The 25984-nt window shown below is 61.9% G+C and carries 27 protein-coding genes; 19 read left to right on the top strand and 8 right to left on the bottom strand.

Annotated features, from left to right (window positions below):
• Positions 1–7 precede the first annotated feature (7 nt).
• From ACA041_RS07670 to ACA041_RS07660, 3 genes are all read right to left on the bottom strand, one after another.
• The gene (locus ACA041_RS07670) at positions 8–979 is read right to left on the bottom strand and encodes a L,D-transpeptidase family protein (protein ID WP_497440566.1); all 972 of its coding nucleotides are present in this window, start codon (positions 977–979) and stop codon (positions 8–10) included.
• 228 nt (positions 980–1207) lie between these two features.
• Positions 1208–1501 (bottom strand): hypothetical protein, encoded by a 294-nt coding sequence (locus ACA041_RS07665; RefSeq protein WP_003226812.1) that lies wholly within the window; start codon positions 1499–1501, stop codon positions 1208–1210.
• 56 nt (positions 1502–1557) lie between these two features.
• Positions 1558–2163 (bottom strand): arylesterase, encoded by a 606-nt coding sequence (locus tag ACA041_RS07660; protein WP_497440565.1) that lies wholly within the window; start codon positions 2161–2163, stop codon positions 1558–1560.
• Between the two features lie 10 nt (positions 2164–2173).
• Between ACA041_RS07660 and ACA041_RS07655 the strand changes: the two genes are divergently transcribed.
• From ACA041_RS07655 to greB, 3 genes are read left to right on the top strand one after another with little or no spacing between them, the layout of a single operon-like run.
• Positions 2174–2857 carry an ABC transporter ATP-binding protein gene (locus ACA041_RS07655; RefSeq protein ID WP_064676583.1) on the top strand — a complete coding sequence of 228 codons (684 nt, stop codon included), beginning with the start codon at positions 2174–2176 and terminating at the stop codon, positions 2855–2857.
• A complete protein-coding gene (locus ACA041_RS07650) occupies positions 2857–5361 on the top strand; it encodes an ABC transporter permease (RefSeq protein ID WP_497440564.1) in 2505 nt (834 codons plus the stop codon). The genes ACA041_RS07655 and ACA041_RS07650 overlap by 1 nt, the downstream gene beginning before the upstream one ends.
• A gap of 33 nt (positions 5362–5394) precedes the next feature.
• Positions 5395–5892 carry a transcription elongation factor GreB gene (greB, locus tag ACA041_RS07645; RefSeq protein ID WP_008031876.1) on the top strand — a complete coding sequence of 166 codons (498 nt, stop codon included), beginning with the start codon at positions 5395–5397 and terminating at the stop codon, positions 5890–5892.
• Between the two features lie 18 nt (positions 5893–5910).
• On the opposite strand, the gene ACA041_RS07640 is transcribed toward greB, so the two are convergent.
• The 3 genes from ACA041_RS07640 to ACA041_RS07630 form a co-directional block, all read right to left on the bottom strand.
• Positions 5911–6219, bottom strand: coding sequence for a class I SAM-dependent methyltransferase (locus ACA041_RS07640; RefSeq protein ID WP_497440563.1), 309 nt, complete (start codon positions 6217–6219; stop codon positions 5911–5913).
• A 377-nt stretch (positions 6220–6596) separates the two neighbouring features.
• Complete coding sequence (locus tag ACA041_RS07635) at positions 6597–7031, bottom strand: DoxX family protein (RefSeq protein WP_064676579.1); 435 nt, start codon at positions 7029–7031, stop codon at positions 6597–6599.
• Between the two features lie 105 nt (positions 7032–7136).
• Positions 7137–8558 (bottom strand): MltF family protein, encoded by a 1422-nt coding sequence (locus ACA041_RS07630; RefSeq protein ID WP_497440562.1) that lies wholly within the window; start codon positions 8556–8558, stop codon positions 7137–7139.
• A gap of 236 nt (positions 8559–8794) precedes the next feature.
• On the opposite strand from ACA041_RS07630, the gene ACA041_RS07625 reads away from it, so the two are divergent.
• Positions 8795–9601 carry a TatD family hydrolase gene (locus tag ACA041_RS07625; RefSeq protein WP_497440561.1) on the top strand — a complete coding sequence of 269 codons (807 nt, stop codon included), beginning with the start codon at positions 8795–8797 and terminating at the stop codon, positions 9599–9601.
• A gap of 161 nt (positions 9602–9762) precedes the next feature.
• Here ACA041_RS07625 and ACA041_RS07620 read toward each other — a convergent pair whose 3' ends face one another.
• Positions 9763–10992 carry an acyl-CoA dehydrogenase gene (locus tag ACA041_RS07620; RefSeq protein ID WP_497440560.1) on the bottom strand — a complete coding sequence of 410 codons (1230 nt, stop codon included), beginning with the start codon at positions 10990–10992 and terminating at the stop codon, positions 9763–9765.
• A 176-nt stretch (positions 10993–11168) separates the two neighbouring features.
• On the opposite strand from ACA041_RS07620, the gene ACA041_RS07615 reads away from it, so the two are divergent.
• Complete coding sequence (locus ACA041_RS07615) at positions 11169–12104, top strand: LysR family transcriptional regulator (protein ID WP_497440559.1); 936 nt, start codon at positions 11169–11171, stop codon at positions 12102–12104.
• A 21-nt stretch (positions 12105–12125) separates the two neighbouring features.
• On the opposite strand, the gene ACA041_RS07610 is transcribed toward ACA041_RS07615, so the two are convergent.
• The gene (locus ACA041_RS07610) at positions 12126–12812 is read right to left on the bottom strand and encodes an alpha/beta family hydrolase (protein ID WP_497440558.1); all 687 of its coding nucleotides are present in this window, start codon (positions 12810–12812) and stop codon (positions 12126–12128) included.
• A gap of 94 nt (positions 12813–12906) precedes the next feature.
• On the opposite strand from ACA041_RS07610, the gene ccoN (ACA041_RS07605) reads away from it, so the two are divergent.
• The 14 genes from ccoN (ACA041_RS07605) to ACA041_RS07540 all read left to right on the top strand — a co-directional run bounded on the left by ccoN (ACA041_RS07605) (position 12907) and on the right by ACA041_RS07540 (position 25984).
• Positions 12907–14331, top strand: coding sequence for a cytochrome-c oxidase, cbb3-type subunit I (ccoN, locus tag ACA041_RS07605; protein WP_497440557.1), 1425 nt, complete (start codon positions 12907–12909; stop codon positions 14329–14331).
• Positions 14332–14341: 10 nt separating this feature from the next.
• On the top strand, positions 14342–14950 hold the full coding sequence (gene ccoO / locus ACA041_RS07600; protein ID WP_497440556.1) for a cytochrome-c oxidase, cbb3-type subunit II: 609 nt from the start codon (positions 14342–14344) through the stop codon (positions 14948–14950).
• A gap of 21 nt (positions 14951–14971) precedes the next feature.
• A complete protein-coding gene (locus ACA041_RS07595) occupies positions 14972–15169 on the top strand; it encodes a cbb3-type cytochrome oxidase subunit 3 (RefSeq protein WP_497442022.1) in 198 nt (65 codons plus the stop codon).
• Positions 15166–16119 (top strand): cytochrome-c oxidase, cbb3-type subunit III, encoded by a 954-nt coding sequence (gene ccoP / locus ACA041_RS07590; RefSeq protein ID WP_497440555.1) that lies wholly within the window; start codon positions 15166–15168, stop codon positions 16117–16119. The genes ACA041_RS07595 and ccoP (ACA041_RS07590) overlap by 4 nt, the downstream gene beginning before the upstream one ends.
• Positions 16120–16601: 482 nt before the next feature.
• Positions 16602–18044, top strand: a complete 1443-nt coding sequence (ccoN, locus tag ACA041_RS07585; RefSeq protein ID WP_497440554.1) for a cytochrome-c oxidase, cbb3-type subunit I — start codon at positions 16602–16604, stop codon at positions 18042–18044.
• Entirely contained in the window at positions 18044–18652 is a 609-nt protein-coding gene (gene ccoO, locus ACA041_RS07580; protein WP_460116903.1) for a cytochrome-c oxidase, cbb3-type subunit II, read from the top strand. The genes ccoN (ACA041_RS07585) and ccoO (ACA041_RS07580) overlap by 1 nt, the downstream gene beginning before the upstream one ends.
• A 5-nt stretch (positions 18653–18657) precedes the next feature.
• The gene (locus ACA041_RS07575) at positions 18658–18843 is read left to right on the top strand and encodes a CcoQ/FixQ family Cbb3-type cytochrome c oxidase assembly chaperone (RefSeq protein WP_003175465.1); all 186 of its coding nucleotides are present in this window, start codon (positions 18658–18660) and stop codon (positions 18841–18843) included.
• A complete protein-coding gene (ccoP, locus tag ACA041_RS07570; RefSeq protein WP_497440553.1) occupies positions 18840–19823 on the top strand; it encodes a cytochrome-c oxidase, cbb3-type subunit III in 984 nt (327 codons plus the stop codon). The genes ACA041_RS07575 and ccoP (ACA041_RS07570) overlap by 4 nt, the downstream gene beginning before the upstream one ends.
• Positions 19824–20023: 200 nt before the next feature.
• Complete coding sequence (locus tag ACA041_RS07565) at positions 20024–20242, top strand: hypothetical protein (RefSeq protein ID WP_497440552.1); 219 nt, start codon at positions 20024–20026, stop codon at positions 20240–20242.
• A 269-nt stretch (positions 20243–20511) separates the two neighbouring features.
• On the top strand, positions 20512–21927 hold the full coding sequence (ccoG, locus tag ACA041_RS07560; protein WP_497442021.1) for a cytochrome c oxidase accessory protein CcoG: 1416 nt from the start codon (positions 20512–20514) through the stop codon (positions 21925–21927).
• An 11-nt stretch (positions 21928–21938) separates the two neighbouring features.
• Positions 21939–22478: a FixH family protein gene (locus ACA041_RS07555; RefSeq protein ID WP_497440551.1), complete on the top strand. Its 540-nt coding sequence runs from the start codon at positions 21939–21941 to the stop codon at positions 22476–22478.
• Between the two features lie 128 nt (positions 22479–22606).
• The gene (locus ACA041_RS07550; protein ID WP_497440550.1) at positions 22607–25057 is read left to right on the top strand and encodes a heavy metal translocating P-type ATPase; all 2451 of its coding nucleotides are present in this window, start codon (positions 22607–22609) and stop codon (positions 25055–25057) included.
• A 23-nt stretch (positions 25058–25080) separates the two neighbouring features.
• Positions 25081–25308, top strand: coding sequence for a cbb3-type cytochrome oxidase assembly protein CcoS (gene ccoS / locus ACA041_RS07545; RefSeq protein WP_497440549.1), 228 nt, complete (start codon positions 25081–25083; stop codon positions 25306–25308).
• The gene (locus ACA041_RS07540) at positions 25301–25984 is read left to right on the top strand and encodes a sulfite exporter TauE/SafE family protein (RefSeq protein WP_497440548.1); all 684 of its coding nucleotides are present in this window, start codon (positions 25301–25303) and stop codon (positions 25982–25984) included. Before ccoS ends, ACA041_RS07540 begins: the two co-directional genes overlap by 8 nt.

The following is a 25984-nucleotide window of genomic DNA, read 5'->3' as shown; positions in this document are numbered from 1 at the left end:
TCAAGCGTTATTGCAGTGGATCGAGCGGTGCACTCGTCATCATCGGCGCCGATGCGTCCGGCACGCCGATTTCCACCGGCAGGCCGTCTTCGGCAGCTACCACGTCGCGGACCACATCCCAATTCATGCGCAGGTTGTTGGTGATGTCCTCACGCTTGAGCATCGCATTGATCACCCCGGTGTGCTTGTCCACCACCGACGGGTTGCCCTGGTCGTCCAGTGGTGTGTGCGCTTCCAGGTAAACCTTGCCGCCACTGACGCCGAATTTGTACGGATCGCTGATGATGCGTACCGACGTGCCGACCGGCACCATGTCGGCCATTTCCAGCACGTTGTTGTTGAACATGCGGAAGCAGCCGTGGCTGGTGCGCATGCCGATGCCGAACTTCTTGTTCGAACCGTGAATCAGGTAACCCGGGGTACCCAGGGTGAACTTGAACGGCCCCAGCGGGTTATCCGGGCCTGCCGGCACTACGTTGGGCAACGGATCACCATCGGCGGCGTGCTCGGCCTTGATCGACGCCGGAGGGGTCCAGGTCGGGTTCGGCGTCTTGGCGATGATGCTGGTGTGGGCAATCGGCGAGCCCCAGCCTTCGCGGCCGATACCCAGCGGGAAGGTGTAGACCACGTCCCGGCCTTTGGGGAAGTAATACAGGCGGTACTCGGCCAGGTTGATGACGATGCCTTCACGCGGGCCTGGTGGCAGGATGAAACGCGTCGGCAGCACGATCTCGGTGCCGGCGCCCGGCAACCATGGATCGACCCCGGGGTTGGCCGCGACCATCTCCGAATAGCCCAGGTCGTAGGTAGTACCAAGGTCGGCGAAGGTGTCTTCGTACTTGGCCTTGATCACTTGCACCTGGCCGACGATGTCTTCACCGGGCGGTGGCAGGGGCAGTTCCAATGCCGCGACCGGACCCGCAACGCACAGGGCGGCAAGGGTCAGGCAGCGGGTGACGGCAGGAAAACGCGGCAACATCCGGAAAATCCTTCGCATGATCGACAAGGGTATAAAAACGGGATTGTACACCGGCGTCCGTTATTTCGGGGAGGTCGGGACTGTTACAGGCGATGCAAGGCAGCGGTGGGCTTGCCTGTGGCGAGGGAGCTTGCTCCCGCTGGGCAGCGAAGCGGCCCCATTCTCTAGCTAAAAAAGAAGGGGCCTGCTGCGCAGTCCAGCGGGAGCAAGCTCCCTCGCCACAGGGCCCTAGAGCTCGAAGCGCAACTCAGGCCAGATCGGCGACGTACCGCGTTTCTGCGATTCCAGAATGGCCCGGCACAGCGAGCACAGGCGCTGGTCCTGGAACACCCGGCGGTCAACGCTCGACCAGCGTGGCTGTGCGGGCAGCAGGCTGCCGCACAGGGTGCGGTCCGCCGAGCCGCCCAACTCCAGCTGACGGGTCACCAGATGCACCCGTACTTCCTGGCAGGCGAACAGATCCAGCTGCTCGTCAGGCTCGATCAGTTGGTAGGCAAAAAGTGACCAGGCGGGACGCGGCATCGGGGGCTCCAAATCGGGGGCGCCACCTTAGCCGAAACGCGACCGCTAGAAAAGCGTCAAAGCAGCGGTTTCAGTGCCGGCCAGACATTTTCCAGCAACTTGTCCTGGGCCCCTGCGGCCGGGTGCAGGCCGTCGGCCTGCATCAAGTCCGGATGCCCGCCTACACCGTCGAGAAAAAACGGCACCAACGGGATTTTTTTCTCGTCGGCCACCTTGGTGTACACCTCGGCAAAAGCCTTGGTGTAGCGCTCGCCATAATTGGGTGGCAATTGCATGCCGAGCAGCAGCACCTTGGCACCGCTGGCGCGGGAGCTGTCGATCATCGACGCAAGATTTTGTTGCAATTGCGTTGGCAGCATTCCGCGCAGTCCGTCATTGCCACCCAACTCGAGGATCACCAGCTCCGGCTTATGCTCTGCAAGCAGCGCTGGCAGGCGCGCCTGGCCGCCTGCACTGGTGTCGCCGCTGATGGACGCGTTGATCACCTTATCGTCGAAACCTTCGCGCTTGAGCCGTTGCTCGAGCAGCGAGACCCACCCCAAGCGGGTATCCAGGCCGAAACCGGCGCTGATACTATCGCCAACGATCAGGACTGTACCCGCCGCTGCGTTCTGGGCCACGCACATCAAGGCCAGGCCAGCACTCAAAAACCACACTCGCATCGGATTCTCCATGGGCGCAAGCATTCTCACCGCGAAGAACCTCAGCAAAGTGGTATCCAGCGCGGAAGGTGAACTGACTATCCTGCACGAACTCAGCCTGGAACTGAACAAGGGCGACAGCCTGGCCATCGTCGGCGCCTCCGGTTCCGGCAAATCCACCCTCCTCGGCCTGCTGGCCGGCCTCGACCTGCCGAGCAGCGGCGAAGTCACCCTTGCCGGGCAGGGCCTGAGCCAGCTCGATGAAGACCAGCGCGCGCGCATCCGGGCCGAACACGTCGGATTTGTCTTTCAATCATTCCAGTTGCTCGACAGTCTCAACGCCCTGGAAAACGTCATGCTGCCGCTGGAACTCGACGGTCGCAAAGACGCCCGGGAGCGTGCCACCGAATTGCTGCAACGGGTCGGCCTTGGCCAACGCCTGAGCCACTCGCCCCGCCAGCTCTCCGGTGGCGAACAGCAGCGCGTGGCCATCGCCCGCGCCTTTGCCGCGGAACCGGATGTGTTGTTTGCCGACGAACCCACCGGCAATCTCGACAGTCACACCGGCGAACGCATCAGCGACCTGCTGTTTGAACTCAACCAGGAAAGCGGCACGACCCTGGTACTGGTGACCCACGATGAACGCCTGGCACATCGCTGCCGGCGCCTGATCCGTCTTGAAGCCGGCCTGCTGGTCGCCCCCCTGGAGCCTTGATGGCACGCCTGCCGCTGTTGCGTCTGTTCAGCCTCGCTATCCGCCAACTGCTGCGCGACGCCCGCGCCGGTGAACTGCGGGTGTTGTTCTTCGCCTTGCTGGTGGCGGTGGCGTCGAGTACCGCCATCGGCTACTTCGGTGCCCGCCTCAACGGCGCGATGATGTTGCGCGCCACGGAATTTCTCGGCGCCGACCTGTTGCTCGAAGGCAGCTCGCCGGCGCGCCCCGAACAGATCAGAAGCGGCATCGAACTGGGCCTGGAACACGCGCAGGTGGTGGAGTTTTCCAGCGTCATCGCCACCGACAACGGCATCCAGCTCTCCAGTATCAAAGCCGCCGACGACGTCTACCCGCTGCGCGGCGAACTGAAAAGCACCCCCGCGCCCTTTGCCGAGGAAGAATCCGGTGGCGGGCCCAAACCCGGCGAAGCCTGGGTCGAAGGGCGGCTGCTGACCGCGCTGGACCTGAAGATCGGCGACAGCATCGACGTCGGCATGAAAACCCTGAAACTGGTGCGCGTGCTGACCTACGAACCCGACCGTGCCGGCAATTTCTACAGCCTCACGCCGCGCGTGCTGATCAACCTCGGTGACCTCGCGGCGACCGGCGTGGTGCAACCCGGCAGCCGGGTCAGCTACCGCGAACTCTGGCGCGGCACAGCCGAGGCGCTGGAAACCTATCGGCAACTGATCAAGCCCGGGCTGGCCCCCAACCAGCGCATACAGGATGCCCGCGACGGCAACCGGCAGATCGGCGGCGCCCTGGGCAAGGCCGAACGTTACTTGAACATGGCCAGTCTGGTGGCGGTGCTGCTGGCCGGTGTGGCGGTGGCGTTGTCGGCGACGCGCTTCGCCACCCGCCGATTCGATGCCAGCGCCTTGTTGCGCTGCCTGGGGCTGTCCCGGCGGGAAACCATGGTGCTGTTCAGTCTGCAGCTGACGGTACTGGGGCTCCTCGCCAGTATCAGCGGCGCCTTTATCGGCTGGCTGGCGCAGCTCGGCCTGTTCGCCTTGCTGCATGACCTGGTGCCGACCGATGTGCCTCCGGGCGGCCTGTTTCCGGGCCTCGCCGGGATCGGCACCGGGCTGGTGGCGCTGGCCGGTTTTGCCTTGCCGCCGCTGGCGGCGCTGGGTCGGGTGCCACCCTTGCGCGTATTGCGGCGGGACATGTTGCCGATTCCCACCAGCACCTGGATGGTCTACGGCGCCGCGTTGGGCGCCCTTGGCCTGATCATGTGGCGCTTGAGCCTGGACTTACTGCTGACCTTCGCCCTGCTCGGCGGTGGTGTGATTGCCGCGCTGGTATTGGGCGGTTTGCTGTTGCTGCTGCTCAAGAGCCTGCGTCGAATGCTCGCGCGTGCTTCCTTGCCGTGGCGCCTCGGGTTGGGCCAGCTGCTGCGCCATCCGCTGGCCGCCGCGGGGCAGGCACTGGCCTTCGGTCTGATTCTGCTGTCCATGGCGTTGATCGCCCTGTTGCGCGGCGAGTTGCTGGACACCTGGCAGAACCAGCTGCCAAAAAACGCACCGAACTATTTCGCGCTGAACATTCTGCCGGCGGACAAACAAGCCTTCACCGATCGGTTGATCGAACTGTCGGCGCAGTCTGCGCCGTTGTACCCGGTGGTTCCGGGGCGACTGATCAGCATCAATGGCGAGCCGGTGCAGGAAATCGTCAGCAAGGATTCGGCCGGAGATCGGGCGATCCAGCGCGACCTGAGCCTGACCTGGGCGGCGGACCTGCCGGCGGGCAACAAACTCACCGCGGGCAACTGGTGGCCCGAACAGGCGCCGGACGAGATCCCCGGCGTGTCGGTGGAAGGCAAGGTGGCCGAGAGTCTGAAGCTCAAGCTCGGTGATCACATGGTGTTTACCGTCGGCGGGATGAATCGCGAAGCGAAAGTCACCAGCCTGCGAGACATCAACTGGGACAACTTCCAGCCGAACTTCTTCATGATCTTCCAGCCCGGCACCCTCAAGGATCTGCCGGCGACCTACCTGACCAGTTTCTATCTGGCGGCCGGTCATGATCAGCAGATCGTCGACCTGTCCCGGTCCTTTCCGGCAGTGACGATTCTGCAAGTCGAAGCCTTGCTCGCGCAGTTGCGCAGCATCCTCGCCCAAGTCACCCTGGCGGTGGAGTACGTGCTGCTGTTCGTATTGGCGGCGGGAATGGCGGTGTTGTTCTCCGGATTGCAAGCGACCCTGGACGAGCGCATCCGCCAGGGTGCCTTGTTGCGAGCCCTGGGCGCTGAGCGACAGCTGCTGGTCAAGGCCCGGCGCATCGAGTTCGGCTTGCTGGGCGCGGTCAGCGGCCTGTTGGCGGCGCTGGGCTCGGAACTGGTGAGCCTGGTGCTTTACCGCTATGCCTTCGACCTGCCCTGGCACCCGCACCCGTGGTTGCTGGTGCTGCCATTGATCGGCGCTGTGCTGATCGGTGGCGCCGGTGTATTCGGCACTCGCCGCGCCTTGAACGCCAGCCCCCTGACAGTCTTGCGCGAGGGTTGATAGACTCAGGTCTTCTCACCACAAGAAGTTGCCATGAGCCGTTATCGCCCTCCCCGCACCGCTGGCACCGCGCTGATCACCCCCGAGGGTGAAGCGCGGATGCGGGCCGAATTCCATGAGCTCTGGCATGTGCGCCGCCCGCAAGTCACGCAGTCGGTCAGCGAGGCCGCGGCCCAGGGGGATCGCTCGGAGAACGCCGAGTACACCTACGGCAAGAAAATGCTGCGCGAGATCGACAGTCGCGTGCGCTTTCTCACCAAGCGGCTGGAAGCGCTTAAGGTGGTCAGCGAGAAGCCGAGCGATCCGAACAAAGTTTATTTTGGCGCCTGGGTCACCATCGAAGACGAGGACGGCAAGGAGTCGCGCTATCGCATCGTCGGGCCGGATGAACTGGATTTGAAGCTGGGCCTGATCAGCATCGACTCGCCGCTGGCGCGGGCGCTGATCGGCAAGGCACTGGACGCCGAAGTCCGGGTCCAGACGCCTACCGGCGAGCAGTGTGTGTATATCGTGGCGATCGACTATCCCTGAGCCGCAGCGCTCTGAGCCTCAGCGGCGGGTAATCAGCCCTTGCCGGGCAACCCGGGTCAGCTGCCTGATCACTTCCGGGGCGTCTTCACGACTTGGCGATTGAATCACCGCCAGATCAAAGCTGTCGCTGGCAAATCGAGCCAGGGATTCTCCGTCTTCAACAAACTGGATCAGGAAGGCTGCAGGTCCGCCGGTGCGACGTGGCCAGCCATCGAGATAACGCAACAGCGTCGGCTGGTGTTTGCCGCCCAGCAGGATCTTTGGATTGCGCTGGGTCAGGTGGGCCGTGATCGGCGCGGGGCGTATAACGGGGCTTAGTGCATTCATCGTGTCGTGTCTCAGCCTCAAAAAGTCTGCATGGCAGGTGAGAGGCAACACCGAACCAGCGCTTTAGCGGTATTTCGAAGCTTGCTTCAAGCTTCTGTCGGCAACTGAATGAGTCACCTGGCGCCCCGCAAGTAGCTGTTTAAATCGGCGCATGGGCAGCATCCTAGAGAAGCTGACCGGACAGTGTCAAGAATGACGCGCAACAAAAAAACGGGCTGCGCAATGGGGATATGTACATCATCAAGAGTCAGGCCGGCTGTCAGGCCGCCTTCGCCAGCAAGCTGGCTCCTACAGGTGATTGCGGTACATCTGTAAGAACGGGTTGGCTGCAAGGCCGCCTTCGCGGGCAGCCTCGCGCCTGCAGGGGAACAGCGCCGTCAACCAGCGATGGCACGATCGACCGACAGCTTGCCTGCACCTTCGATCAACACCGCGATACTGCCGCCCAGCAGGGCCAGGGCGAATTCATAGCCGTTGTTGGCCATGAACAACCCGTTGCCAATATGCACAGTGAAAATAGCGACCAGCGAAAGGAAAGTCAGACCCAAAGCTGCCGGGCGCGCCAGAAGGCCAATGATCAGGGCCAGGCCGCCGAAGAATTCAGTACCACCTGCCAGCGTCGCCATCACATAGCCTGGCGTCAGACCGATGCTCTCCATGTACTGCGCGGTGCCCGCCAGACCGTAACCACCGAACGCCCCGAAGAGTTTCTGCGCACCGTGGGCAGCGAAGATGATGCCGACGAAAATCCGCAGGACAGTCAGGCCATAGCCGGCGCGGGTAAACAGTACCTTGTTGATCAGTGTGCTCATGCTGTGTCATCCATTCAGAAGTGGGGTGTTGGTTGGCCGCTATATTAATCAGTAAATATCATGTTAAAAGCGCAAAAAACCCGCCGTAACAATCAGTTTATTCGATCATTTACGTAAGACCACTTTCGGCCCCCCGGGCTCCAACGACTCCCGCTCCCGATCGAACGCCAGGTAATACTTGTTCACGCTATTAACATAGCTGACGGCTCCCATTCCCACCTGCTCCATGGCGATGCGCTCCACCTGGAAGAACCACTGATTGGGGTTCAAGCCCCGTCGACGCGCTTCGGCACGCATGCCTTGCACGCGCTCCGGCCCCATGTTGTAGGCCGCCAGCACGAACGCCATGCGCTCGCGTTCGTTGAGTTTGGGGCTGGAAAAGAATTTGCGGCGGATCATAGACAGGTACTTGGCCCCGGCCTGCACATTGGCGTCGAGGTTCTGGATATTGTTGACCCCCACTCGCTGGGCCGCGGAGGGAGTGATCTGCATCAGGCCGGTGGGGCCGCTGCCACTGCGGGCATTGGGTTGCAGGGAGGACTCCTTGAACGCCAGCGCCGCCAGGTTCAGCCAATCCATGCCCTGGGCGTCAGCGTGTTTCTGCAGCACCGGTCGAAGTTTCTCCAGGCGCTGTCGATCAGCCTTGGCCAAGGGGTAGTGCACCCGATACAAGCGTCGATAGGTGCGCAGGAACGTGACGTCCTGATCCGATGGTTTTTTGTAGCCGGTCAGGAAGCGATCGATGCTCGCGCGCAACATCGAAGCATCGCGGCGCACGAACCAGAACTCTTCGCCCGGCTCGCTGATGAGCACCTGGCGATCAAAACGCAACTTGGGCAGGATCTTGCCCCAGCGCTCGGCAATCGGTTGTTCGACGATGGTCAGGTGAAAAATCCCGCCCTGGACCATTTCCAGTACATCCTCGACCGCCAGGCTGGGGTCGACCCACTCGATCTTCACGGGCGCCAGCTTGTGCAGCGCCAGCTTCTGATTGATCTGACTGACCGCGTCGCCAGCAGCACTGCCGGTGGGCAGCGCCAGGGTTTTGCCCGAGAGTTGTTCCAGACGGGTGTAGCGTCGCTCGCCCTTGATCCCGACCAGCAGCAAGGGTACGTTGCTCGAAATCGGCGCACTGGTGCTGACGGCGGAGCCTGGTCGCAGATCGAGCAGTTCCCCCGGCGCCACCAGATCCCCCTCGCCGCGCTGCAACGCACCGAGCAATTGATCCTTGGCCTTGGGAATGATCTTCAGGGTGATTTCCTGACCGTCACGGGCGTGACCGTTGAGGTACTGTTCGAAGGCGCGCAGACGATGATATTCGACGCCAATGGCCTGGCCCTGGACTTCGCCGGAGCTGTTTCGGCTCTGATTGACCAGCACCCTCAACACCCGGCTGCTGCGGATATCCGCCAGATCGCGGACCTTGACTGCCGGCACGGCTTGCAGCGGCCCGGCCAGACGCGCAACCGCCGGCATCGGCAGCAGCAGCGAACAACACAGCAGTAATAAAACCGAGGGACGTGTCATCCACTCTCCGCAAAGAATACCGGTTCGATCTCAAGCATTTTTCGTCGAGTCGAACGACAGAAACAGAGCGCTCCGGGCGCTGGCAAGGTGCCGAGAATTGGCACAGCAATAGCACATCGGCTAGCCGGAGCTGTCTCGCGACACCAAGAGACAGCATTAACTCATTGTAGTTCTTGGCTTTTCTGATAAATCTTCAGCTCTGATATGCTTTCCGGCCTTTGGTCCGAGGTAGCACCATGCAACTCATCGATATCGGCGTCAACCTGACCAACCCCAGCTTTGCCGACAAACACCAGGCTGTACTCGATCGCGCCTACGCTGCCGGCGTCTGCCAATTGGTGCTCACCGGCACCAGTGTCGAGGGCAGCGAACAGGCGCTGGAGCTGTGCCGCCAACTGGATGAAACGTCGCAACGCCTGTTCGCCACCGCCGGCATTCATCCCCACTCGGCCAGCGACTGGAACGCCGACAGCGCCCAGCGTCTGCGCGGTTTGCTCAAGGAACCGAATGTGGTGGCCGTGGGTGAATGCGGGCTGGATTTCAATCGCGATTTCTCGCCGCGTCCGCAACAGGAAAAGGTCCTGGAAGAACACCTGGCGATGGCGGTCGAACTGCAGATGCCGGTGTTTCTCCACGAGCGCGATGCCAGCCAGCGCCTGCTGGAGATCCTGCGTGATTACCGTGATCAGTTGCCGGCCGCGGTGGTGCATTGCTTCACCGGCGAGAAAAAGGCCCTGTTCAGCTACCTCGATCTGGATTTGCACATCGGCATCACTGGCTGGATTTGCGACGAGCGCCGGGGTACGCACCTGCATCCGCTGGTGAAGGAAATCAAACGCGGGCGGTTGATGCTGGAAAGCGATGCGCCGTACCTGTTACCGCGCAGTTTGCGGCCCAAGCCGAAAAATGGTCGCAATGAGCCGGCGTATCTCACCGAAGTGTTGCGCGAAGTGGCGCTGCATCGAGGGGAAAGCGAGGAAGAGCTGGCAGCCCACAGCACGGCGTGTGCGCGGGCGTTCTATGGGCTGCCAATGGTCGATTGACAAACTATCGACTTTTGACGCAAAACCGACCCTGTGGGAGCGAGCTTGCTCCGGGCGGCGTTCCGACGATAGCGGACTGGCATTCAAAATCAATTTTGACTGTTCAACCGCAATCGCGAGCAAGCTCGCTCCCACAAAGAATCCTATTCGCTGACCGGTACTTAGTGACCGCTGCGCATCATTTCCTTGGGTACATACTTGCCGATCTCGAACTTGCCGATCGCCGCGCGGTGCACTTCGTCCGGGCCGTCGGCCAGGCGCAGGGTGCGTTGCATCGCGTACATGTAGGCCAGGGGGAAATCGTTGGACACCCCTGCCCCGCCATGGATCTGGATCGCCCGGTCGATGACCCGCAAGGCCACGTTCGGTGCCACCACCTTGATCTGCGCGATTTCGCTTTTCGCAATCTTGTTGCCGACGGTGTCCATCATGTATGCGGCCTTCAATGTCAGCAGACGCGCCATGTCGATCTCCATCCGCGAGTCGGCGATCTTGTCGATGTTGCCGCCCAGACGTGCAAGGGGTTTACCGAACGCGGTACGGTTCACCGCGCGCTTGCACATCAGTTCCAGCGCGCGCTCGGCCATGCCGATCGAGCGCATGCAGTGATGAATCCGGCCAGGGCCAAGGCGACCCTGGGCGATTTCGAAGCCACGCCCTTCACCCAACAGGACGTTTTCGTACGGCACCCTCACGTTTTCGAACAACACTTCAGCATGCCCGTGGGGCGCGTCGTCGTAACCGAACACCGGTAGCGGACGCACGATCTTCACGCCCGGGGCATCCACCGGCACCAGAATCATCGAGTGCTGGGCATGGCGCGGTGCATCGGGATTGCTCAGACCCATGAAGATCAGAATCTTGCAGCGCGGATCGCAGGCACCCGAGGTCCACCATTTCTTGCCGTTGATCACCCACTCGTCGCCATCGCGCACGGCGCGGGCCGCCATGTTGGTGGCGTCGGAGGACGCCACGTCCGGTTCGGTCATGGCGAACGCCGAACGAATTTCACCGCGCAGCAGCGGTTCGAGCCAGCGTTGCTTTTGTTCTTCGTTGGCGTAGCGCACCAGCACTTCCATGTTGCCAGTGTCCGGCGCAGAGCAGTTGAACGGCTCCGGGCCCAGCAGCGAACGACCCATGATTTCCGCCAGTGGCGCGTATTCCAGATTGGTCAGGCCGGCGCCGAGTTCGGACTCAGGCAGAAACAAATTCCACAGCCCTTCAGCCTTGGCCTTGAGTTTGAGCTCCTCCATGATTGCGGTCGGCTGCCAGCGATCGCCCTCGGCAACCTGGCGCTCGAACACGGCTTCGGCAGGATAAACGTAGGTGTCCATGAACGCGGTCACGCGCTCACGCAGTTCTTGCACCTTGGGCGAATAAGCGAAATCCATGGGCAGCTCTACCTTTTAACAGGGGATTCAGAGGAGTTGTTCAGGTCATGCAATCGATGCTAGAACAGCTACGAAAATTTACCTAGCCTATTCTCGGCGTGTATTAACATTCATCACCGATATATGATCGACTGATCGTCAAGGCCACCCAGCCCACATAATAAGAGTGCAGTGCAATGAATCTGAGCAAGGTCGACCTCAATCTTTTCATCGTCTTCGACGCGATCTACACCGAAGCCAACCTGACCCGGGCCGGGCAGATTGTCGGCATCACTCAACCGGCGGTATCGAACGCTCTGGCCCGCCTGCGCGAGACCTTCAACGATCCGTTGTTCGTACGCACCGCCCAGGGCATGGTCCCCACTCCGATGGCCCAGAACATCATCGGCCCGGTGCGCAACGCCCTCTCTCTGTTGCGGGTCTCGGTGCAGGAAAGCCGCATCTTCAATCCACTGCAGGCGGTCAAGACCTACCGCATCAGCATGACCGACCTCACCGAAGCGGTGATCCTGCCGCCACTGTTCCAGCGCCTGCGTCGCCTGGCCCCCACGGTGATCATCGAGAGTTTCCTGTCCAAGCGCCGCGAAACCACCAAGGAACTGGCAGCCGGCCGCCTCGACTTCGCCGTCGACGCGCCGCTCAACACCGACCCACAGGTGCGCCACGTCAAGTTGATGGAAGACCGCTACGTGTGTGCCATGCGCAAGGGGCACCCCCTGGCCGCCAAGGAAAAGTTCACCCTCGATGATTATCTGTCCCTGACCCACATCCATATCTCCAGCCGTCGCAGCGGCCTTGGCCATGTCGATCTGGCACTGGGCAAGATGGGCATCCAGCGCAAGATTGCCCTGCGCTCCCAGCATTACCTGATGGCCTCGCAAGTGTTGCAGCAGACCGACATGGTCATGACCGTGCCGGAGCGTTTCGCCCGCCGCCATGACTTGTACTCGGTGAACTTGCCGGTCAACGACGTGCCGCCGGTGGAAACCCACCTCTACTGGCACGAAAGCACCGACCAGGACCCGGCCAACCGCTGGATGCGCGAACAGATGATCGAGTTGTGCCAGCAGGTGACGGCCCATGAAAAGAAGCTGGACAAGGTCCAGCAATGACCTCGCCCCCTGCCCAAACGCTCAACGAAGAAACCCGGCAACCTCGCTCGCCGCTGCCGCCAGATGCTGTTCATGAGTAAACCCCGAAGCCTTCAGGGGCTTCAAGTCATGATCTGCCGCCGGCAGCCAGAACACCTCGATACCCGGTGCCAGCCGGTAAGCCTCGACGGCCTCGCGATTGCCCAGCGCATCCCGCTCGCCCTGGACAATCAACGTGCGCGTTTTCAACGCCGCCAAATGCTCGACCCGCGGCTTTTCCGGTTTGCCAACCGCATAAAACGGATAGCCCAGGCACACCAGCGCATCCGCCCCCAGCTCATCCGCTAATAGACTGGCCATACGCCCGCCCATGGACTTGCCGCCAATGGCCAGACGCCCAGCGACATGGCGTCGCACCACGGCATGGACCTCACGCCAGCACTCCAGCAGTTTGGGGGCCGGGTTGGGTGGACGTTTGCCGCCATCGAGGCGCCGCTGCGCCATATAGGGGAACTCGAAGCGCAGCACGTTGACCCCCAGCGCAGCCAGGCGTGCGGCGATGTCGTCCATCCAGCCACTGTCCATCGGCGCACCGGCGCCATGGGCAAGGATCAGCGTCACGGTCTCGGCCGAACCCTGTGCGGCAGCCGTATTCCACAACCATCCGTGGTCACGTACACACTGCGCCCATTGATCCCCGTCAATACTGGCCTTGTGCTCTTTGTCCATGCTTGCCTCGCTTTTAGTCTGCCTATAACTCCAGGCGAAGAGAGCGTTGCCTTGCGCAAACGCGGCTCTTCAGCTGAACCGTGGATGGGGAACCATGAACACTTCTAACAGTACCGCCTACAACTACAAGGTGGTCCGCCAATTCGCCATTATGACGGTGGTGTGGGGCATCGTCGGCATGGGCCTCGGGGTTTTTCTCGCAGCCCAGTTGGTGTGGCCCGAACTCAATTTCGACTTGCCGTGGACCAGCTTCGGCCGCCTGCGCCCGTTGCACACCAATGCGGTGATCTTCGCCTTTGGCGGCTGTGCCCTGTTCGCCAGTTCGTTCTATTCGGTGCAGCGTACCTGCCAGACCCAGCTGTTTGCGCCGAAAATCGCCGCGTTCTGCTTCTGGGGCTGGCAAGTGGTGATCCTGCTGGCGGCGATCAGCCTGCCGCTGGGTTACACCACTTCCAAGGAATACGCCGAACTCGAATGGCCAATCGACATTCTGATCACCATAGTCTGGGTCGCCTACGCGGTGGTGTTCTTCGGCACGATCATGCAACGCAAGACCCGGCACATTTATGTGGGCAACTGGTTCTTCGGTGCGTTCATCATCACCGTGGCGATTCTGCACATCGTCAACAACGTTGAATTGCCGGTGAGTTTCACCAAGTCCTACTCGGTGTACGCGGGGGCGACCGATGCCATGGTGCAGTGGTGGTACGGGCACAACGCCGTAGGCTTTTTCCTCACCGCCGGCTTCCTCGGGATGATGTATTACTTCGTGCCGAAACAGGCCGAACGCCCGGTGTACTCCTATCGCTTGTCGATCGTGCATTTCTGGGCACTGATCACCCTGTACATCTGGGCAGGTCCGCACCACTTGCACTACACCGCGTTGCCGGACTGGGCCCAGTCGCTGGGCATGGTGATGTCGCTGATCCTGCTCGCGCCGAGCTGGGGCGGGATGATCAACGGCATGATGACACTCTCGGGCGCCTGGCATAAGTTGCGCAGCGACCCGATCCTGCGCTTCCTCGTGGTGTCGCTGGCGTTCTACGGCATGTCGACCTTCGAAGGGCCGATGATGGCGATCAAGACGGTCAACGCCCTCTCGCACTACACCGACTGGACCATCGGCCACGTTCACGCCGGCGCCCTCGGCTGGGTGGCGATGATCTCGATCGGCGCGCTGTACCACATGATCCCGAAAGTCTTCGGCCGCACGCAGATGCACAGCATCGGCCTGATCAACGCGCACTTCTGGCTCGCCACCATCGGCACCGTGCTCTACATCGCCTCGATGTGGGTCAACGGCATTGCCCAGGGCCTGATGTGGCGCGCGATCAATGAAGACGGGACGCTGACCTACTCCTTCGTCGAAACCCTGGTGGCCAGCCATCCCGGTTTCGTCGTGCGCCTGGTGGGTGGCGCGATCTTCTTCAGCGGCATGCTGCTGATGGCCTACAACACCTGGCGCACCGTGCGGGCCTCGCAGCCCGCCGACGTCGCCGCCGCCGCGCAGATCGCCTGAGGAGGCCGCCATGAAACACGAAACAATCGAGAAAAACGTCGGCCTGCTGATGCTGCTGATGGTGCTGGCCGTGAGCATCGGCGGCCTGACCCAGATCGTTCCGCTGTTCTTCCAGGATGTGACCAACAAGCCGGTGGAAGGCATGAAGCCCTACACCGCGCTGCAACTGGAAGGGCGCGACATTTATATCCGCGAAGGCTGCGTCGGTTGCCACTCGCAGATGATCCGGCCGTTCCGCGCCGAGACCGAACGCTACGGTCACTACTCGGTGGCCGGGGAAAGCGTCTGGGATCACCCGTTCCTGTGGGGTTCCAAGCGCACCGGTCCGGACCTGGCCAGGGTCGGCGGTCGCTACTCCGAAGACTGGCACCGCGCGCATCTGTACAACCCGCGCAACGTGGTGCCGGAATCGAAGATGCCCGGCTATCCGTGGCTGGTGGCCAATCAGCTCGACAGCAGTCACACCGAAAGCAAGATCAAGGCGATGCGCACCCTCGGCGTGCCCTATACCGACGATGACATCGCCGGTGCGACGGACTCGCTCAAGGGCAAGACCGAAATGGACGCGCTGGTCGCCTACCTGCAAGTGCTCGGCACATCCATCAAGAGCAAGAGGTGAGCCATGGCCATGCCCTTTGAAATAGTGAGCGAAATGAGCAGTGGAATGATCCGCGGCCTGGGCACGGTCGTGGTGTTCGTCGCCTTCGTGGGCCTGACGCTGTGGGTGTTCAACAGCAAGCGCAACCCGGCGTTCGCCGAAGCACGCCTGTTGCCCTTCGCCGATGAACCGAGACCCGACGACGCCCAAGAACCTTCAACAAGGAGTACCCGGCCATGAGCACTTTCTGGAGTACGTGGATCTGCGTACTGACCATCGGCAGCCTGATCGGCCTGACCTGGCTGCTGATCGGCACCCGCAAGGGCGAGACCAAGGGCAGCGTGGACCAGACCATGGGCCACAGCTTCGACGGCATCGAAGAATATGACAATCCACTGCCGCAGTGGTGGTTCATGCTGTTCGCCGGCACGCTGGTGTTCGCCGTGGGTTATCTGGTGCTTTACCCGGGCCTGGGTAACTGGAAAGGCATCCTGCCGGGCTACGAGGACGGCTGGACCGGCGTCCATGAATGGGAAAAGGAGATGAACAAGGCCGAGGCGAAGTTCGGGCCGATCTTCGCCAAATTCGCGGCCATGCCCGTGGAAGAAGTCGCCAAGGACCCGCAAGCGCTGACCATGGGCGGTCGCCTTTTTGCCTCCAATTGCGCGGTGTGCCACGGCTCGGATGCCAAGGGCGCCTTTGGCTTCCCGAACCTGGCCGACAGCCACTGGCGCTGGGGTGGCGACGCGCAGATGATAAAGACCACGATCCTCGGCGGGCGCATGGCCGCCATGCCGGCCTGGGGTGAGATCCTCGGTGAAGCCGGCGTGAAGAACGTCGCCGCTTATGTGCGTCACGATCTGGCCGGCCTGTCGCTGCCGGACGACAGCACCGCCGACCTGCACGCCGGACAGCAAGCCTACAGCACCACCTGCGTCGCCTGTCACGGCGCGCACGGCCAGGGCACTGAAGCCATGGGCGCACCGAACCTGACGCAACCGGCCGGTTTCATCTACGGGACCAGCCTGGCGCAACTGCAGCAGACCATTCGTCATGGCCGCCAGGGCCATATGCCAGCCCAGATCGAACTGCTGGGCAACGACAAAGTGCAATTGCTGGCCGCTTATGTGTACAGCCTGTCAAATGGACTGAATACAGAGCGTTTGCAGGCCGAAGGCAAAAGCGAATAATTCTTGAGCGCTACACTGTCGCATTCTCTCGGATGCGGCAGTTCCCTGCCCCTTTGCGACCCATTGTCGCACCCTCCCTTAGTCCTCCTTTCGGTTCCCCGGATTCGGGTCTAAGCTTGCTCCGATGAAGACTGGCATGAGCCGGCTCCAGGTCGATCTTACCCGATGTGTTCGACGAATTTGCTCGATGACAGGCCGCAAAGGCTGGTAGACACCGGCTGTCGTGCCAATTGCCATCAGCCGCCCGATCGTCACGTTTGAACACAACCCGTTACAACTGACCTGACCCCCTCACCCCTTTCGTCCGCTGCGGCATTTTGGCCGGGGGCAATTTTGTCCTTACGCCGCGCATGGAAAGGCCGCAGAATCAGCTTTTGAAAGCATTGACCCAGGTCATGGCGCGTTGCAATGACCCCCCGCTTTCTCCATACTTGCGGCCGATTTTTACTCCTAATAAAACACCCAAACCGTGGAACCTTAGAATGAGCACAGCAATCAGTCCGACTGCTTATAACTATAAGGTAGTCCGCCAGTTCGCCATCATGACGGTGGTCTGGGGGATCCTTGGCATGGGGCTCGGTGTCTTCATCGCCTCGCAACTGGTCTGGCCGGAGTTGAACTTCGGTCTGCCATGGACGAGCTTTGGACGCCTGCGCCCGTTGCACACCAACCTGGTGATTTTCGCCTTCGGTGGTTGTGCACTGTTTGCCACTTCTTATTACGTCGTGCAGCGAACCTGCCAAACGCGACTGATTTCCGACAGCCTCGCCGCCTTCACCTTCTGGGGATGGCAAGCGGTGATCGTCGGCGCGATCATTACCTTGCCGCTGGGTTACACCACCACCAAGGAATACGCGGAACTGGAATGGCCCCTGGCTATTCTGCTGGCCATTGTCTGGGTCTCCTACGGTCTGGTGTTCTTCGGCACCATCACCAAGCGGAACACCAAGCACATCTACGTCGGTAACTGGTTCTACGGTGCCTTCATCGTCGTGACGGCGATGCTGCACATCGTCAACCACGCCTCCCTGCCGGTGAGCTTCTTCAAGTCCTACTCGGCCTACTCGGGCGCGACGGATGCGATGATCCAGTGGTGGTACGGCCACAACGCGGTCGGTTTCTTCCTGACCACCGGCTTCCTGGGGATGATGTATTACTTCGTGCCGAAGCAGGCCGAGCGTCCGATCTACTCCTATCGCCTGTCGATCGTGCACTTCTGGGCGCTGATCACCCTGTACATCTGGGCCGGTCCGCACCACCTGCACTACACCGCGCTGCCGGACTGGGCTCAGTCTTTGGGCATGGCGATGTCGATCATCCTGCTGGCGCCAAGCTGGGGCGGCATGATCAACGGCATGATGACCCTCTCGGGCGCCTGGCATAAGCTGCGCACCGACCCGATCCTGCGCTTCCTCGTGGTGTCGCTGGCGTTCTACGGCATGTCGACCTTCGAAGGCCCGATGATGGCCATCAAGACCGTCAACTCGTTGTCGCACTACACCGACTGGACCATCGGCCACGTACACGCCGGTGCTCTTGGCTGGGTAGCGATGATCTCGATCGGCGCGATCTACCACATGATCCCGAAACTGTTCGGTCGCGCGCAGATGCACAGCATCGGCCTGATCAACGCCCACTTCTGGCTCGCGACCATCGGTACCGTGCTCTACATCGCTTCGATGTGGGTCAACGGCATCACCCAGGGTCTGATGTGGCGTGCAATCAACGACGATGGCACCCTCACCTACTCGTTCGTCGAAGCGCTGCAAGCCAGCCACCCTGGCTTCATCGTCCGCGCCCTGGGCGGTGCGTTCTTCGCCAGCGGCATGCTGTTCATGGCCTACAACGTATGGCGTACCGTACGTGCCTCGAACCCGGCTGAAGCCAAAGCTGCTGAACAGATTGCTGTAGTTGGAGCTCACTGATGAAGCATGAAGCAGTCGAGAAGAATATTGGCCTGCTGGCCTTCTTCATGGTTATCGCCGTCAGCGTCGGCGGCCTGACCCAGATCGTTCCGCTGTTTTTCCAGGATGTCACCAACAAGCCGGTCGAAGGCATGAAGCCTCGCACCGCCCTTGAACTGGAAGGCCGTGATATCTACATCGCCAACGGTTGTGTCGGCTGCCACTCGCAGATGATCCGCCCGTTCCGTGCTGAAACCGAACGTTACGGCCACTACTCGGTCGCCGGTGAAAGCGTCTGGGACCACCCGTTCCTGTGGGGTTCCAAGCGTACCGGTCCGGACCTGGCCCGTGTTGGCGGTCGTTACTCCGATGACTGGCAGCGTGCGCACTTGTACAACCCGCGCAACGTGGTGCCTGAGTCGAAAATGCCGGCCTACCCGTTCCTCGTGGAAAACAAGCTCGACGGCAAAGACACCGCCAAGAAAATGGAAGTCTTGCGCACGCTCGGCGTTCCTTACACCGACGAAGACATCGCCGGTGCACAGGATGCCGTGAAGGGCAAAACCGAAATGGACGCGCTGGTGGCCTATCTGCAAGGCCTGGGCACCATCATCAAAAGCAAACGGTGATTTAGATGGATATCGGGATGATTCGTGGCCTGGGCACCGTTGTTGTGATGGTGGCCTTCATCGGTCTGGCGTTGTGGGTATTCAGCCCCAAGCGCAAGTCGGAGTTTGAAGACGCGACCTTGCTGCCTTTCGCGGATGATCCCGAAGCCATCAAGCACGTCGAGCAAGCTTCTAGGAGTAACAAAGAATGACTACGTTCTGGAGTCTGTACGTCACAGTCCTCAGTCTCGGCACCATCTTCGCCCTGACCTGGCTGCTGCTGTCCACCCGCAAGGGCCAGCGCAGCGAAGCCACCGAAGAAACGGTTGGCCACTCCTTCGACGGGATCGAGGAGTACGACAACCCGCTGCCAAAATGGTGGTTCATGCTGTTCGTCGGCACCATCATCTTCGCCCTGGGCTACCTGGTGCTGTACCCGGGCCTGGGCAACTGGAAAGGCCTGCTGCCAGGTTACGACTACCTCGATAACGACAAGCAGGTCGCGTTCGCCAACGGCCAGCCTGGCTGGACCGGCGTTCACGAGTGGGAAAAGGAAATGGCCAAATCGGACGCCAGGTTCGGTCCGATCTTTGCCAAGTTCTCGTCCATGCCCATCGAAGAAGTGGCCAAGGATCCGCAAGCCCTGAAGATGGGTGGCCGCCTGTTCGCCTCCAACTGCTCGGTCTGCCATGGTTCCGACGCCAAGGGCGCCTACGGCTTCCCTAACCTGACCGACGCCGACTGGCGCTGGGGCGGTGAAGCGCAAGCCATCAAGACCACCATCATGGGCGGTCGTCATGCCGTGATGCCGGCCTGGGCTGAAGTGATTGGCGAGCAAGGCGTGGCTGATGTCGCCGCGTTCGTGCTGACCAACCTCGATGGCCGCAAGCTGCCGGAAAGCGCCAAGGCCGACCCGGTTGCCGGGCAGAAACTGTTCGCGGCCAACTGCGTGGCGTGCCACGGTCCGGCCGGCAAAGGTACGCCAGCCATGGGCGCCCCTGACCTGACCCACCCGGGCGCGTTCATCTACGGTTCGAGCTTCGCTCAGCTGCAGCAGACCATCCGTTACGGCCGTCAGGGCCAGATGCCTGCGCAAGAACAGCTGCAAGGCAACGACAAGGTCCACCTGCTGGCCGCTTACGTCTACAGCCTGTCTCACGGTGAGAAGGCTCCGGCGGAAGATGCCCAGTAACGCTTGATGCAATAAAAAACGGCCCCGCCAATGAGAATTGGCGGGGCCGTTTTGTCATGGGCGCCTTTTTCATAAATTGAAACCGATATTCGATACGCTTGCAGACCCGTCAGCGGTAACGTCGACAGACTTGGCGACCGACATGAAGCCAGTCTGCCAGGACAAGGAAGTCACTCACCATTAAACAAGGAATGCATCCAATGACTGATCATGAAAACAACGATGTCTGTAAGGGCCCGGTATTACCTGAGCCTGTGAAAGAAGAATCCCTTCCGGATCTTGAGCCCGTAACCATCGAATGCTCTTTACCCCCGGAACCTGAACCTGCGCCAACCTCGCAGCGTCGTACCAACTTTGCGGCTCCCGCCACCGGCAAAGGCAGCGGGATCGACAGCCTGGGGCAAGGAAACCTGCTTTAAGTCGTGCCCCTTGAGCGCAGCGGACAACCGCTGCGCTCCGAGAGAGCACGACGCTACGTCGGTGTGCAATTTCATTCAGCTATAGTCAATTGATCTGGATCATGATTTGTTACATCTGTTACACCATCCAGGCCCTTCCCCCAACGCGACCAAAGGTCGCACCCTTGAGCCAGAGCGACAGGCGTATCATTGCGCCACTGCTACACCCTTTTTGACCGCGGTCGGCACGTACTGACCGGGGCATTTTTCCACTGCCGTGGGATGCAATGATGAGCAATCAGATTCCGGTACACGACGTTACCCCGCCTGCCAAAAATACCAACAACAGCGTCGACCTCTACGCCTCACGGGAAAAGATCTACACCCGCGCCTTCACCGGCCTTTTCCGCAACCTGCGGATGATGGGCGGTGCCGGGCTGTTTCTGCTGTATTTCGGTACGGTCTGGCTGAGCTGGGGTGGCCATCAGGCGGTCTGGTGGAACCTGCCGGAGCGCAAGTTCTTCATTTTTGGCGCGACCTTCTGGCCCCAGGACTTCATCCTGCTCTCGGGGATCCTGATCGTCAGCGCGTTCGGCCTGTTCTTCATCACCGTGTATGCCGGGCGGGTCTGGTGTGGCTATACCTGCCCGCAAAGTGTCTGGACCTGGATTTTCATGTGGTGCGAGAAGGTCACCGAAGGCGACCGCAACCAGCGCATCAAGCTCGACAAGGCGCCGATGAGCGCCAACAAGTTCCTGCGCAAGTTCAGCAAGCACGCGATGTGGCTGTTGATCGGCTTCGTGACCGGCATGACCTTCGTCGGCTACTTCTCGCCGATCCGCGAACTGACCACCGATTTCTTCACCGGGCAAGCCGATGGCTGGTCGTACTTCTGGGTCGGTTTCTTCACCCTCGCCACCTACGGCAACGCCGGCTGGTTGCGTGAGCAGGTGTGCATCTACATGTGCCCGTACGCACGCTTCCAGAGCGTGATGTTCGACAAGGACACCCTGATCGTGTCCTACGACCCGCGTCGGGGTGAATCCCGCGGCCCACGCAAGAAAGGCGTGGACTACAAGGCCATGGGCCTGGGTGATTGCATCGACTGCACCATGTGCGTCCAGGTCTGCCCGACCGGTATCGACATCCGCGACGGCCTGCAGGTCGAATGCATCGGCTGTGCGGCCTGCATCGATGCGTGCGACAGCATCATGGACAAAATGGACTATCCGCGCGGCCTGATCAGCTACACCACCGAGCACAACCTGTCCGGGCAGAAAACCAATAAACTGCGTCCCCGTCTGCTCGGCTATGCCACGGTGCTGCTGGCGATGATCGCCTTGCTGGTCACCGCGTTCTTCATGCGCTCGCTGGTCGGCTTCGACGTCAGCAAGGACCGCGTGCTGTACCGCGAGAACGCCGAAGGCCGGATCGAAAACGTCTACAGCCTGAAGATTATGAACAAGGACCAGCGTGACCACACCTACTTGCTGGACGCCACTGGCCTGCCGGACCTCAAGCTGCAAGGCAAGCGCGAAATCAAAGTCGCCGCCGGAGAAATTTTCAGCCAGCCGGTCGAGTTGTCCAGCGCACCGGAACAACTGCCGTCGAGTACCAACGAGGTGACATTCATCCTCAAGGACGCCGATGACGCCAGCATCCACGTTGAAGCCAAGAGCCGGTTCATCGGCCCACAAATTCGTTGAGAGAAGTGATCATGCCCGCAGCAAATGCCACAAGTCCCTGGTACAAGCACCTTTGGCCGTGGATCATCATCGCCATCCTGGCCTGCTCGGTAGCCCTGACCTTGTCCATGGTGACGATCGCGGTGAACAACCCGGACAACCTGGTCAACGATAACTACTACGAGGCCGGCAAGGGTATCAACCGTTCGCTTGACCGTGAACTGCTGGCCCAGACCCTGCTGTTGCGCGCCAGCGTTCATCTGGATGGTGTGACCGGTGAAGTCGACGTACGTTTGAACGGCAACAGCGCACCGGCCACCCTGGAGCTGAACCTGATCTCGCCGACCCAGCCAGAGAAGGATCGCAAGATCACCCTCGCCCGCAGCGAAACCGAACAGGGGCGCTACATCGGCCAGGTGAACGACAAGGTCGAAGGCCGCCGCTTCGTCGAGTTGCTGGGCGTGCAGGAGGGGAAAACCTGGCGCATGTTCGAGGAAGAACAGGTCAGTCATGACAAGGATCTGCTGCTGGGTGATGAACCGCTGCAAGGCGCGGAAGACCTGAAGAAGTAAAGTCGCGCTTCGCGAGCAGGCTCGCTCCCACAGGGTTTTGTGAACACCACACATCCAATGTGGGAGCGGGCTTGCTCGCGAAGAGGCCCTTCCTGACGACACAGATTCAGCGACACTAGTGAAACCCCATGACCAGTCCAACCCCCTGCTACCACTGCGCCCTGCCCGTCCCGGCCGGCAGCCGCTTCACCGCAGCCGTCCTCGGTGAAACCCGTGAGTTCTGCTGCCCGGGTTGCCAGGCCGTGGCCGAAGCGATCGTCGCCGGGGGCCTGGACAGCTATTACCAGCATCGCAGCGAAGCATCGGCCAACCCCGAAGCCCTGCCGGTACAGTTGGTGGACGAGCTGGCGTTGTACGACCGCGCCGACGTGCAAGAACCCTTCGTCCGTCACGAAGGCGACCTCGCCGAAACCACTTTGCTGATGGAAGGCATCAGTTGCGCCGCCTGCGGCTGGTTGATCGAGAAGCACCTGCGTGGCCTGCCGGCGGTGGCCGAAGCACGCCTCAACCTGTCCAACCATCGCCTGCATGTACGCTGGGCCGACGCGCAATTGCCGCTGAGCCAGGTACTGAGCGAATTGCGCCACATCGGTTATGCCGCCCACCCCTATCAAGCCGACCGTGCCAGCGAACAACTGGCCAGTGAAAACCGCCTGGCCCTGCGCCAGCTCGGCGTCGCCGGCCTGCTGTGGTTCCAGGCGATGATGGCGACCATGGCCACCTGGCCGGAATTCAATATCGACCTCAGCCCCGAGCTGCACACCATCCTGCGCTGGGTCGCGCTGTTCCTGACGACACCGATCGTGTTCTACAGCTGTGCGCCCTTCTTCAAGGGCGCCATGCGCGACCTGCGCACCCGCCACCTGACCATGGACGTTTCGGTCTCGCTGGCGATCGGCAGCGCCTACATCGCCGGGATCTGGACCTCGATCACCGGGGTCGGCGAGCTGTACTTCGATGCCGTCGGCATGTTTGCGCTGTTCCTGCTGGCCGGGCGGTATCTGGAACGTCGCGCCCGGGAACGTACCGCCGCCGCCACCGCGCAGCTGGTCAATCTGTTGCCCGCTTCGTGCCTGCGTTTGAGCGCCGACGGCCAGAGCGAGCGGATCCTGCTCAGCGAATTGCGCGTGGGCGATCAGGTGCTGGTGCATCCCGGCGCGATCCTCCCGGCCGACGGCAAGATCCTCGACGGCCAGTCGAGCATCGACGAATCCCTGCTCACCGGCGAATACCTGCCGCAGTCACGGATGCCGGGCGATGCCGTCACCGCCGGCACCCTGAACGTCGAGGGCGCGCTGACGGTGCAAGTCCTGGCCCTTGGCCAGGACACCCGCCTGTCCGCCATCGTCCGCCTGCTGGACCGGGCCCAGGCCGAGAAGCCGCGACTGGCGGAAATCGCCGACCGCGCCGCGCAGTGGTTCCTGCTGCTGTCGCTGATTGCCGCCGCTGTCATCGGTTTCATCTGGTGGGAACTGGATTCGTCACGGGCGTTCTGGATCGTACTGGCGATGCTGGTTGCGACCTGTCCGTGCGCCCTGTCCCTGGCCACGCCGACCGCCCTCACCGCCGCCACCGGCACCCTGCACAAACTGGGACTGTTGTTGACCCGCGGCCATGTGCTGGAAGGCCTGAACCAGATCGACACGGTGATTTTCGACAAGACCGGCACCTTGACCGAAGGCCGCCTGGCGCTACGTTCGATCCGCCCGCTCGGCGCGCTCGACAGTGATCAATGCCTGAGTCTGGCCGCCGCCTTGGAAAACCGCTCCGAACACCCGATCGCCCGCGCGTTCGGTCGAGCGCCGCTGGCCGCCGAAGAAGTCCACAACACGCCCGGCCTGGGCCTTGAAGGATTGGTCGGCGAGCAACGCCTGCGCATCGGCCAGCCGGGTTTTGTCTGCGCACTCAGTGGCGCTGCCGTGCCCGTCATGCCCGATGAAGCCGGTCAATGGCTGCTGCTCGGCGACAACCGGGGGCCGCTGGCGTGGTTCGTCCTCGACGACCGCTTGCGCAGCGACGCCCCCGCCCTGCTCGCCGCGTGCAAGGCCCGCGGCTGGCGCACGTTGCTATTGTCCGGCGACAGCTCGCCGATGGTTGCCAGCGTCGCCCTGGAGCTCGGCATTGACGAGGCTCGGGGTGGCTTGCGTCCGGACGACAAACTGCAGGTGCTGCAACAATTGCACAAGGAAGGGCGCAAGGTGTTGATGCTGGGTGACGGGGTCAACGATGTGCCGGTGCTGGCCGCCGCCGACATCAGCGTCGCCATGGGCTCGGCTACCGATCTGGCGAAGACCAGTGCCGATGCGGTGCTGTTGTCGAACCGCCTCGACGCCCTGGTACAAGCCTTCAGCCTGGCTCGGCGCACCCGTCGGGTAATCATCGAGAACCTGCTGTGGGCCGGGCTGTACAATGGCCTCATGTTGCCCTTCGCCGCCCTCGGCTGGATCACCCCGGTATGGGCCGCGGTCGGCATGTCCATCAGTTCGTTGACCGTGGTGCTGAACGCCCTGCGCCTGACTCGCCTGCCGAGCGCGCCTGCCGTCAGCGCCACGCCACAAACCCGCCCGCTGCCGGCCTGAGCCGCGCGGGCATGGAGTGACCCATGCCAGCTCTCTACGTGATGATCCCGGCCGCGCTGCTGATCGTGGCCATTGCGATCTACATCTTCTTCTGGGCGGTCGACAGCGGCCAGTACGACGACCTCGACGGCCCGGCCCACAGCATCCTGTTCGACGACCAGGACCCGAACCACCAGGCAGCGGTCGACGAGGCCGGCGGCCAACCGGCCAAACCGGCCAAACCGGACGACAAGGCGCCTCCGCATGCTTGAGTTGGCGCCCCTGTTAGTGTCTGCGGTGATTCTCGGCCTGCTCGGCGGTGGTCATTGCCTGGGCATGTGCGGCGGCTTGATGGGCGCGCTGACCCTGGCGATTCCCCAGGAGCAGCGCAGCCGACGCTTTCGGCTGCTGCTGGCCTACAACCTGGGGCGAATTCTCAGCTACGCCGCGGCCGGCCTGTTGGTCGGACTGGCCGGTTGGGCGGTGGCCAACAGTCCGGCAGCGATGTTCATGCGCGTCATCGCCGGGCTGCTGCTGATCGCCATGGGCCTGTACCTCGCCGGTTGGTGGAGCGGCCTGACCCGCATCGAAAGCCTCGGTCGCGGCCTGTGGCGGCACATCCAGCCGGTTGCCAACAAACTGCTGCCAGTGTCGAGCCTGCCCCGCGCATTGCTGCTGGGGGCGCTCTGGGGCTGGTTGCCGTGTGGACTGGTCTACAGCACCCTGCTGTGGTCGGCGAGCCAGGGCAATGCGCTGGACAGTGCGCTGCTGATGCTCGCGTTCGGCCTGGGCACCTGGCCGGTGCTACTGGCTACCGGGCTGGCAGCCGAGCGGGTGACGGCGGTGTTGCGCAAACGCAGCGTGCGCGTGGCCGGTGGGTTGCTGGTGATGCTGTTTGGCATCTGGACCTTGCCTGGGCCGCATCAGCATTGGTTGATGGGGCATTAG

This window comes from Pseudomonas sp. LBUM1676, from assembly GCF_059695605.1.
This window is presented reverse-complemented; position numbering and strand designations above follow the sequence as displayed.

Bases quoted from the DNA above. Each gene is read 5' to 3' on its own strand.
- ACA041_RS07670 (WP_497440566.1), bottom strand. From the start codon at position 979: ATGTTGCCGCGTTTTCCTGCCGTCACCCGCTGCCTGACCCTTGCCGCC.
- ACA041_RS07665 (WP_003226812.1), bottom strand. From the start codon at position 1,501: ATGCCGCGTCCCGCCTGGTCACTTTTTGCCTACCAACTGATCGAGCCT.
- ACA041_RS07660 (WP_497440565.1), bottom strand. From the start codon at position 2,163: ATGCGAGTGTGGTTTTTGAGTGCTGGCCTGGCCTTGATGTGCGTGGCC.
- ACA041_RS07655 (WP_064676583.1), top strand. From the start codon at position 2,174: ATGGGCGCAAGCATTCTCACCGCGAAGAACCTCAGCAAAGTGGTATCC.
- ACA041_RS07650 (WP_497440564.1), top strand. From the start codon at position 2,857: ATGGCACGCCTGCCGCTGTTGCGTCTGTTCAGCCTCGCTATCCGCCAA.
- greB (WP_008031876.1), top strand. From the start codon at position 5,395: ATGAGCCGTTATCGCCCTCCCCGCACCGCTGGCACCGCGCTGATCACC.
- ACA041_RS07640 (WP_497440563.1), bottom strand. From the start codon at position 6,219: ATGAATGCACTAAGCCCCGTTATACGCCCCGCGCCGATCACGGCCCAC.
- ACA041_RS07635 (WP_064676579.1), bottom strand. From the start codon at position 7,031: ATGAGCACACTGATCAACAAGGTACTGTTTACCCGCGCCGGCTATGGC.
- ACA041_RS07630 (WP_497440562.1), bottom strand. From the start codon at position 8,558: ATGACACGTCCCTCGGTTTTATTACTGCTGTGTTGTTCGCTGCTGCTG.
- ACA041_RS07625 (WP_497440561.1), top strand. From the start codon at position 8,795: ATGCAACTCATCGATATCGGCGTCAACCTGACCAACCCCAGCTTTGCC.
- ACA041_RS07620 (WP_497440560.1), bottom strand. From the start codon at position 10,992: ATGGATTTCGCTTATTCGCCCAAGGTGCAAGAACTGCGTGAGCGCGTG.
- ACA041_RS07615 (WP_497440559.1), top strand. From the start codon at position 11,169: ATGAATCTGAGCAAGGTCGACCTCAATCTTTTCATCGTCTTCGACGCG.
- ACA041_RS07610 (WP_497440558.1), bottom strand. From the start codon at position 12,812: ATGGACAAAGAGCACAAGGCCAGTATTGACGGGGATCAATGGGCGCAG.
- ccoN (WP_497440557.1), top strand. From the start codon at position 12,907: ATGAACACTTCTAACAGTACCGCCTACAACTACAAGGTGGTCCGCCAA.
- ccoO (WP_497440556.1), top strand. From the start codon at position 14,342: ATGAAACACGAAACAATCGAGAAAAACGTCGGCCTGCTGATGCTGCTG.
- ccoP (WP_497440555.1), top strand. From the start codon at position 15,166: ATGAGCACTTTCTGGAGTACGTGGATCTGCGTACTGACCATCGGCAGC.
- ccoN (WP_497440554.1), top strand. From the start codon at position 16,602: ATGAGCACAGCAATCAGTCCGACTGCTTATAACTATAAGGTAGTCCGC.
- ccoO (WP_460116903.1), top strand. From the start codon at position 18,044: ATGAAGCATGAAGCAGTCGAGAAGAATATTGGCCTGCTGGCCTTCTTC.
- ACA041_RS07575 (WP_003175465.1), top strand. From the start codon at position 18,658: ATGGATATCGGGATGATTCGTGGCCTGGGCACCGTTGTTGTGATGGTG.
- ccoP (WP_497440553.1), top strand. From the start codon at position 18,840: ATGACTACGTTCTGGAGTCTGTACGTCACAGTCCTCAGTCTCGGCACC.
- ACA041_RS07565 (WP_497440552.1), top strand. From the start codon at position 20,024: ATGACTGATCATGAAAACAACGATGTCTGTAAGGGCCCGGTATTACCT.
- ccoG (WP_497442021.1), top strand. From the start codon at position 20,512: ATGAGCAATCAGATTCCGGTACACGACGTTACCCCGCCTGCCAAAAAT.
- ACA041_RS07555 (WP_497440551.1), top strand. From the start codon at position 21,939: ATGCCCGCAGCAAATGCCACAAGTCCCTGGTACAAGCACCTTTGGCCG.
- ACA041_RS07550 (WP_497440550.1), top strand. From the start codon at position 22,607: ATGACCAGTCCAACCCCCTGCTACCACTGCGCCCTGCCCGTCCCGGCC.
- ccoS (WP_497440549.1), top strand. From the start codon at position 25,081: ATGCCAGCTCTCTACGTGATGATCCCGGCCGCGCTGCTGATCGTGGCC.
- ACA041_RS07540 (WP_497440548.1), top strand. From the start codon at position 25,301: ATGCTTGAGTTGGCGCCCCTGTTAGTGTCTGCGGTGATTCTCGGCCTG.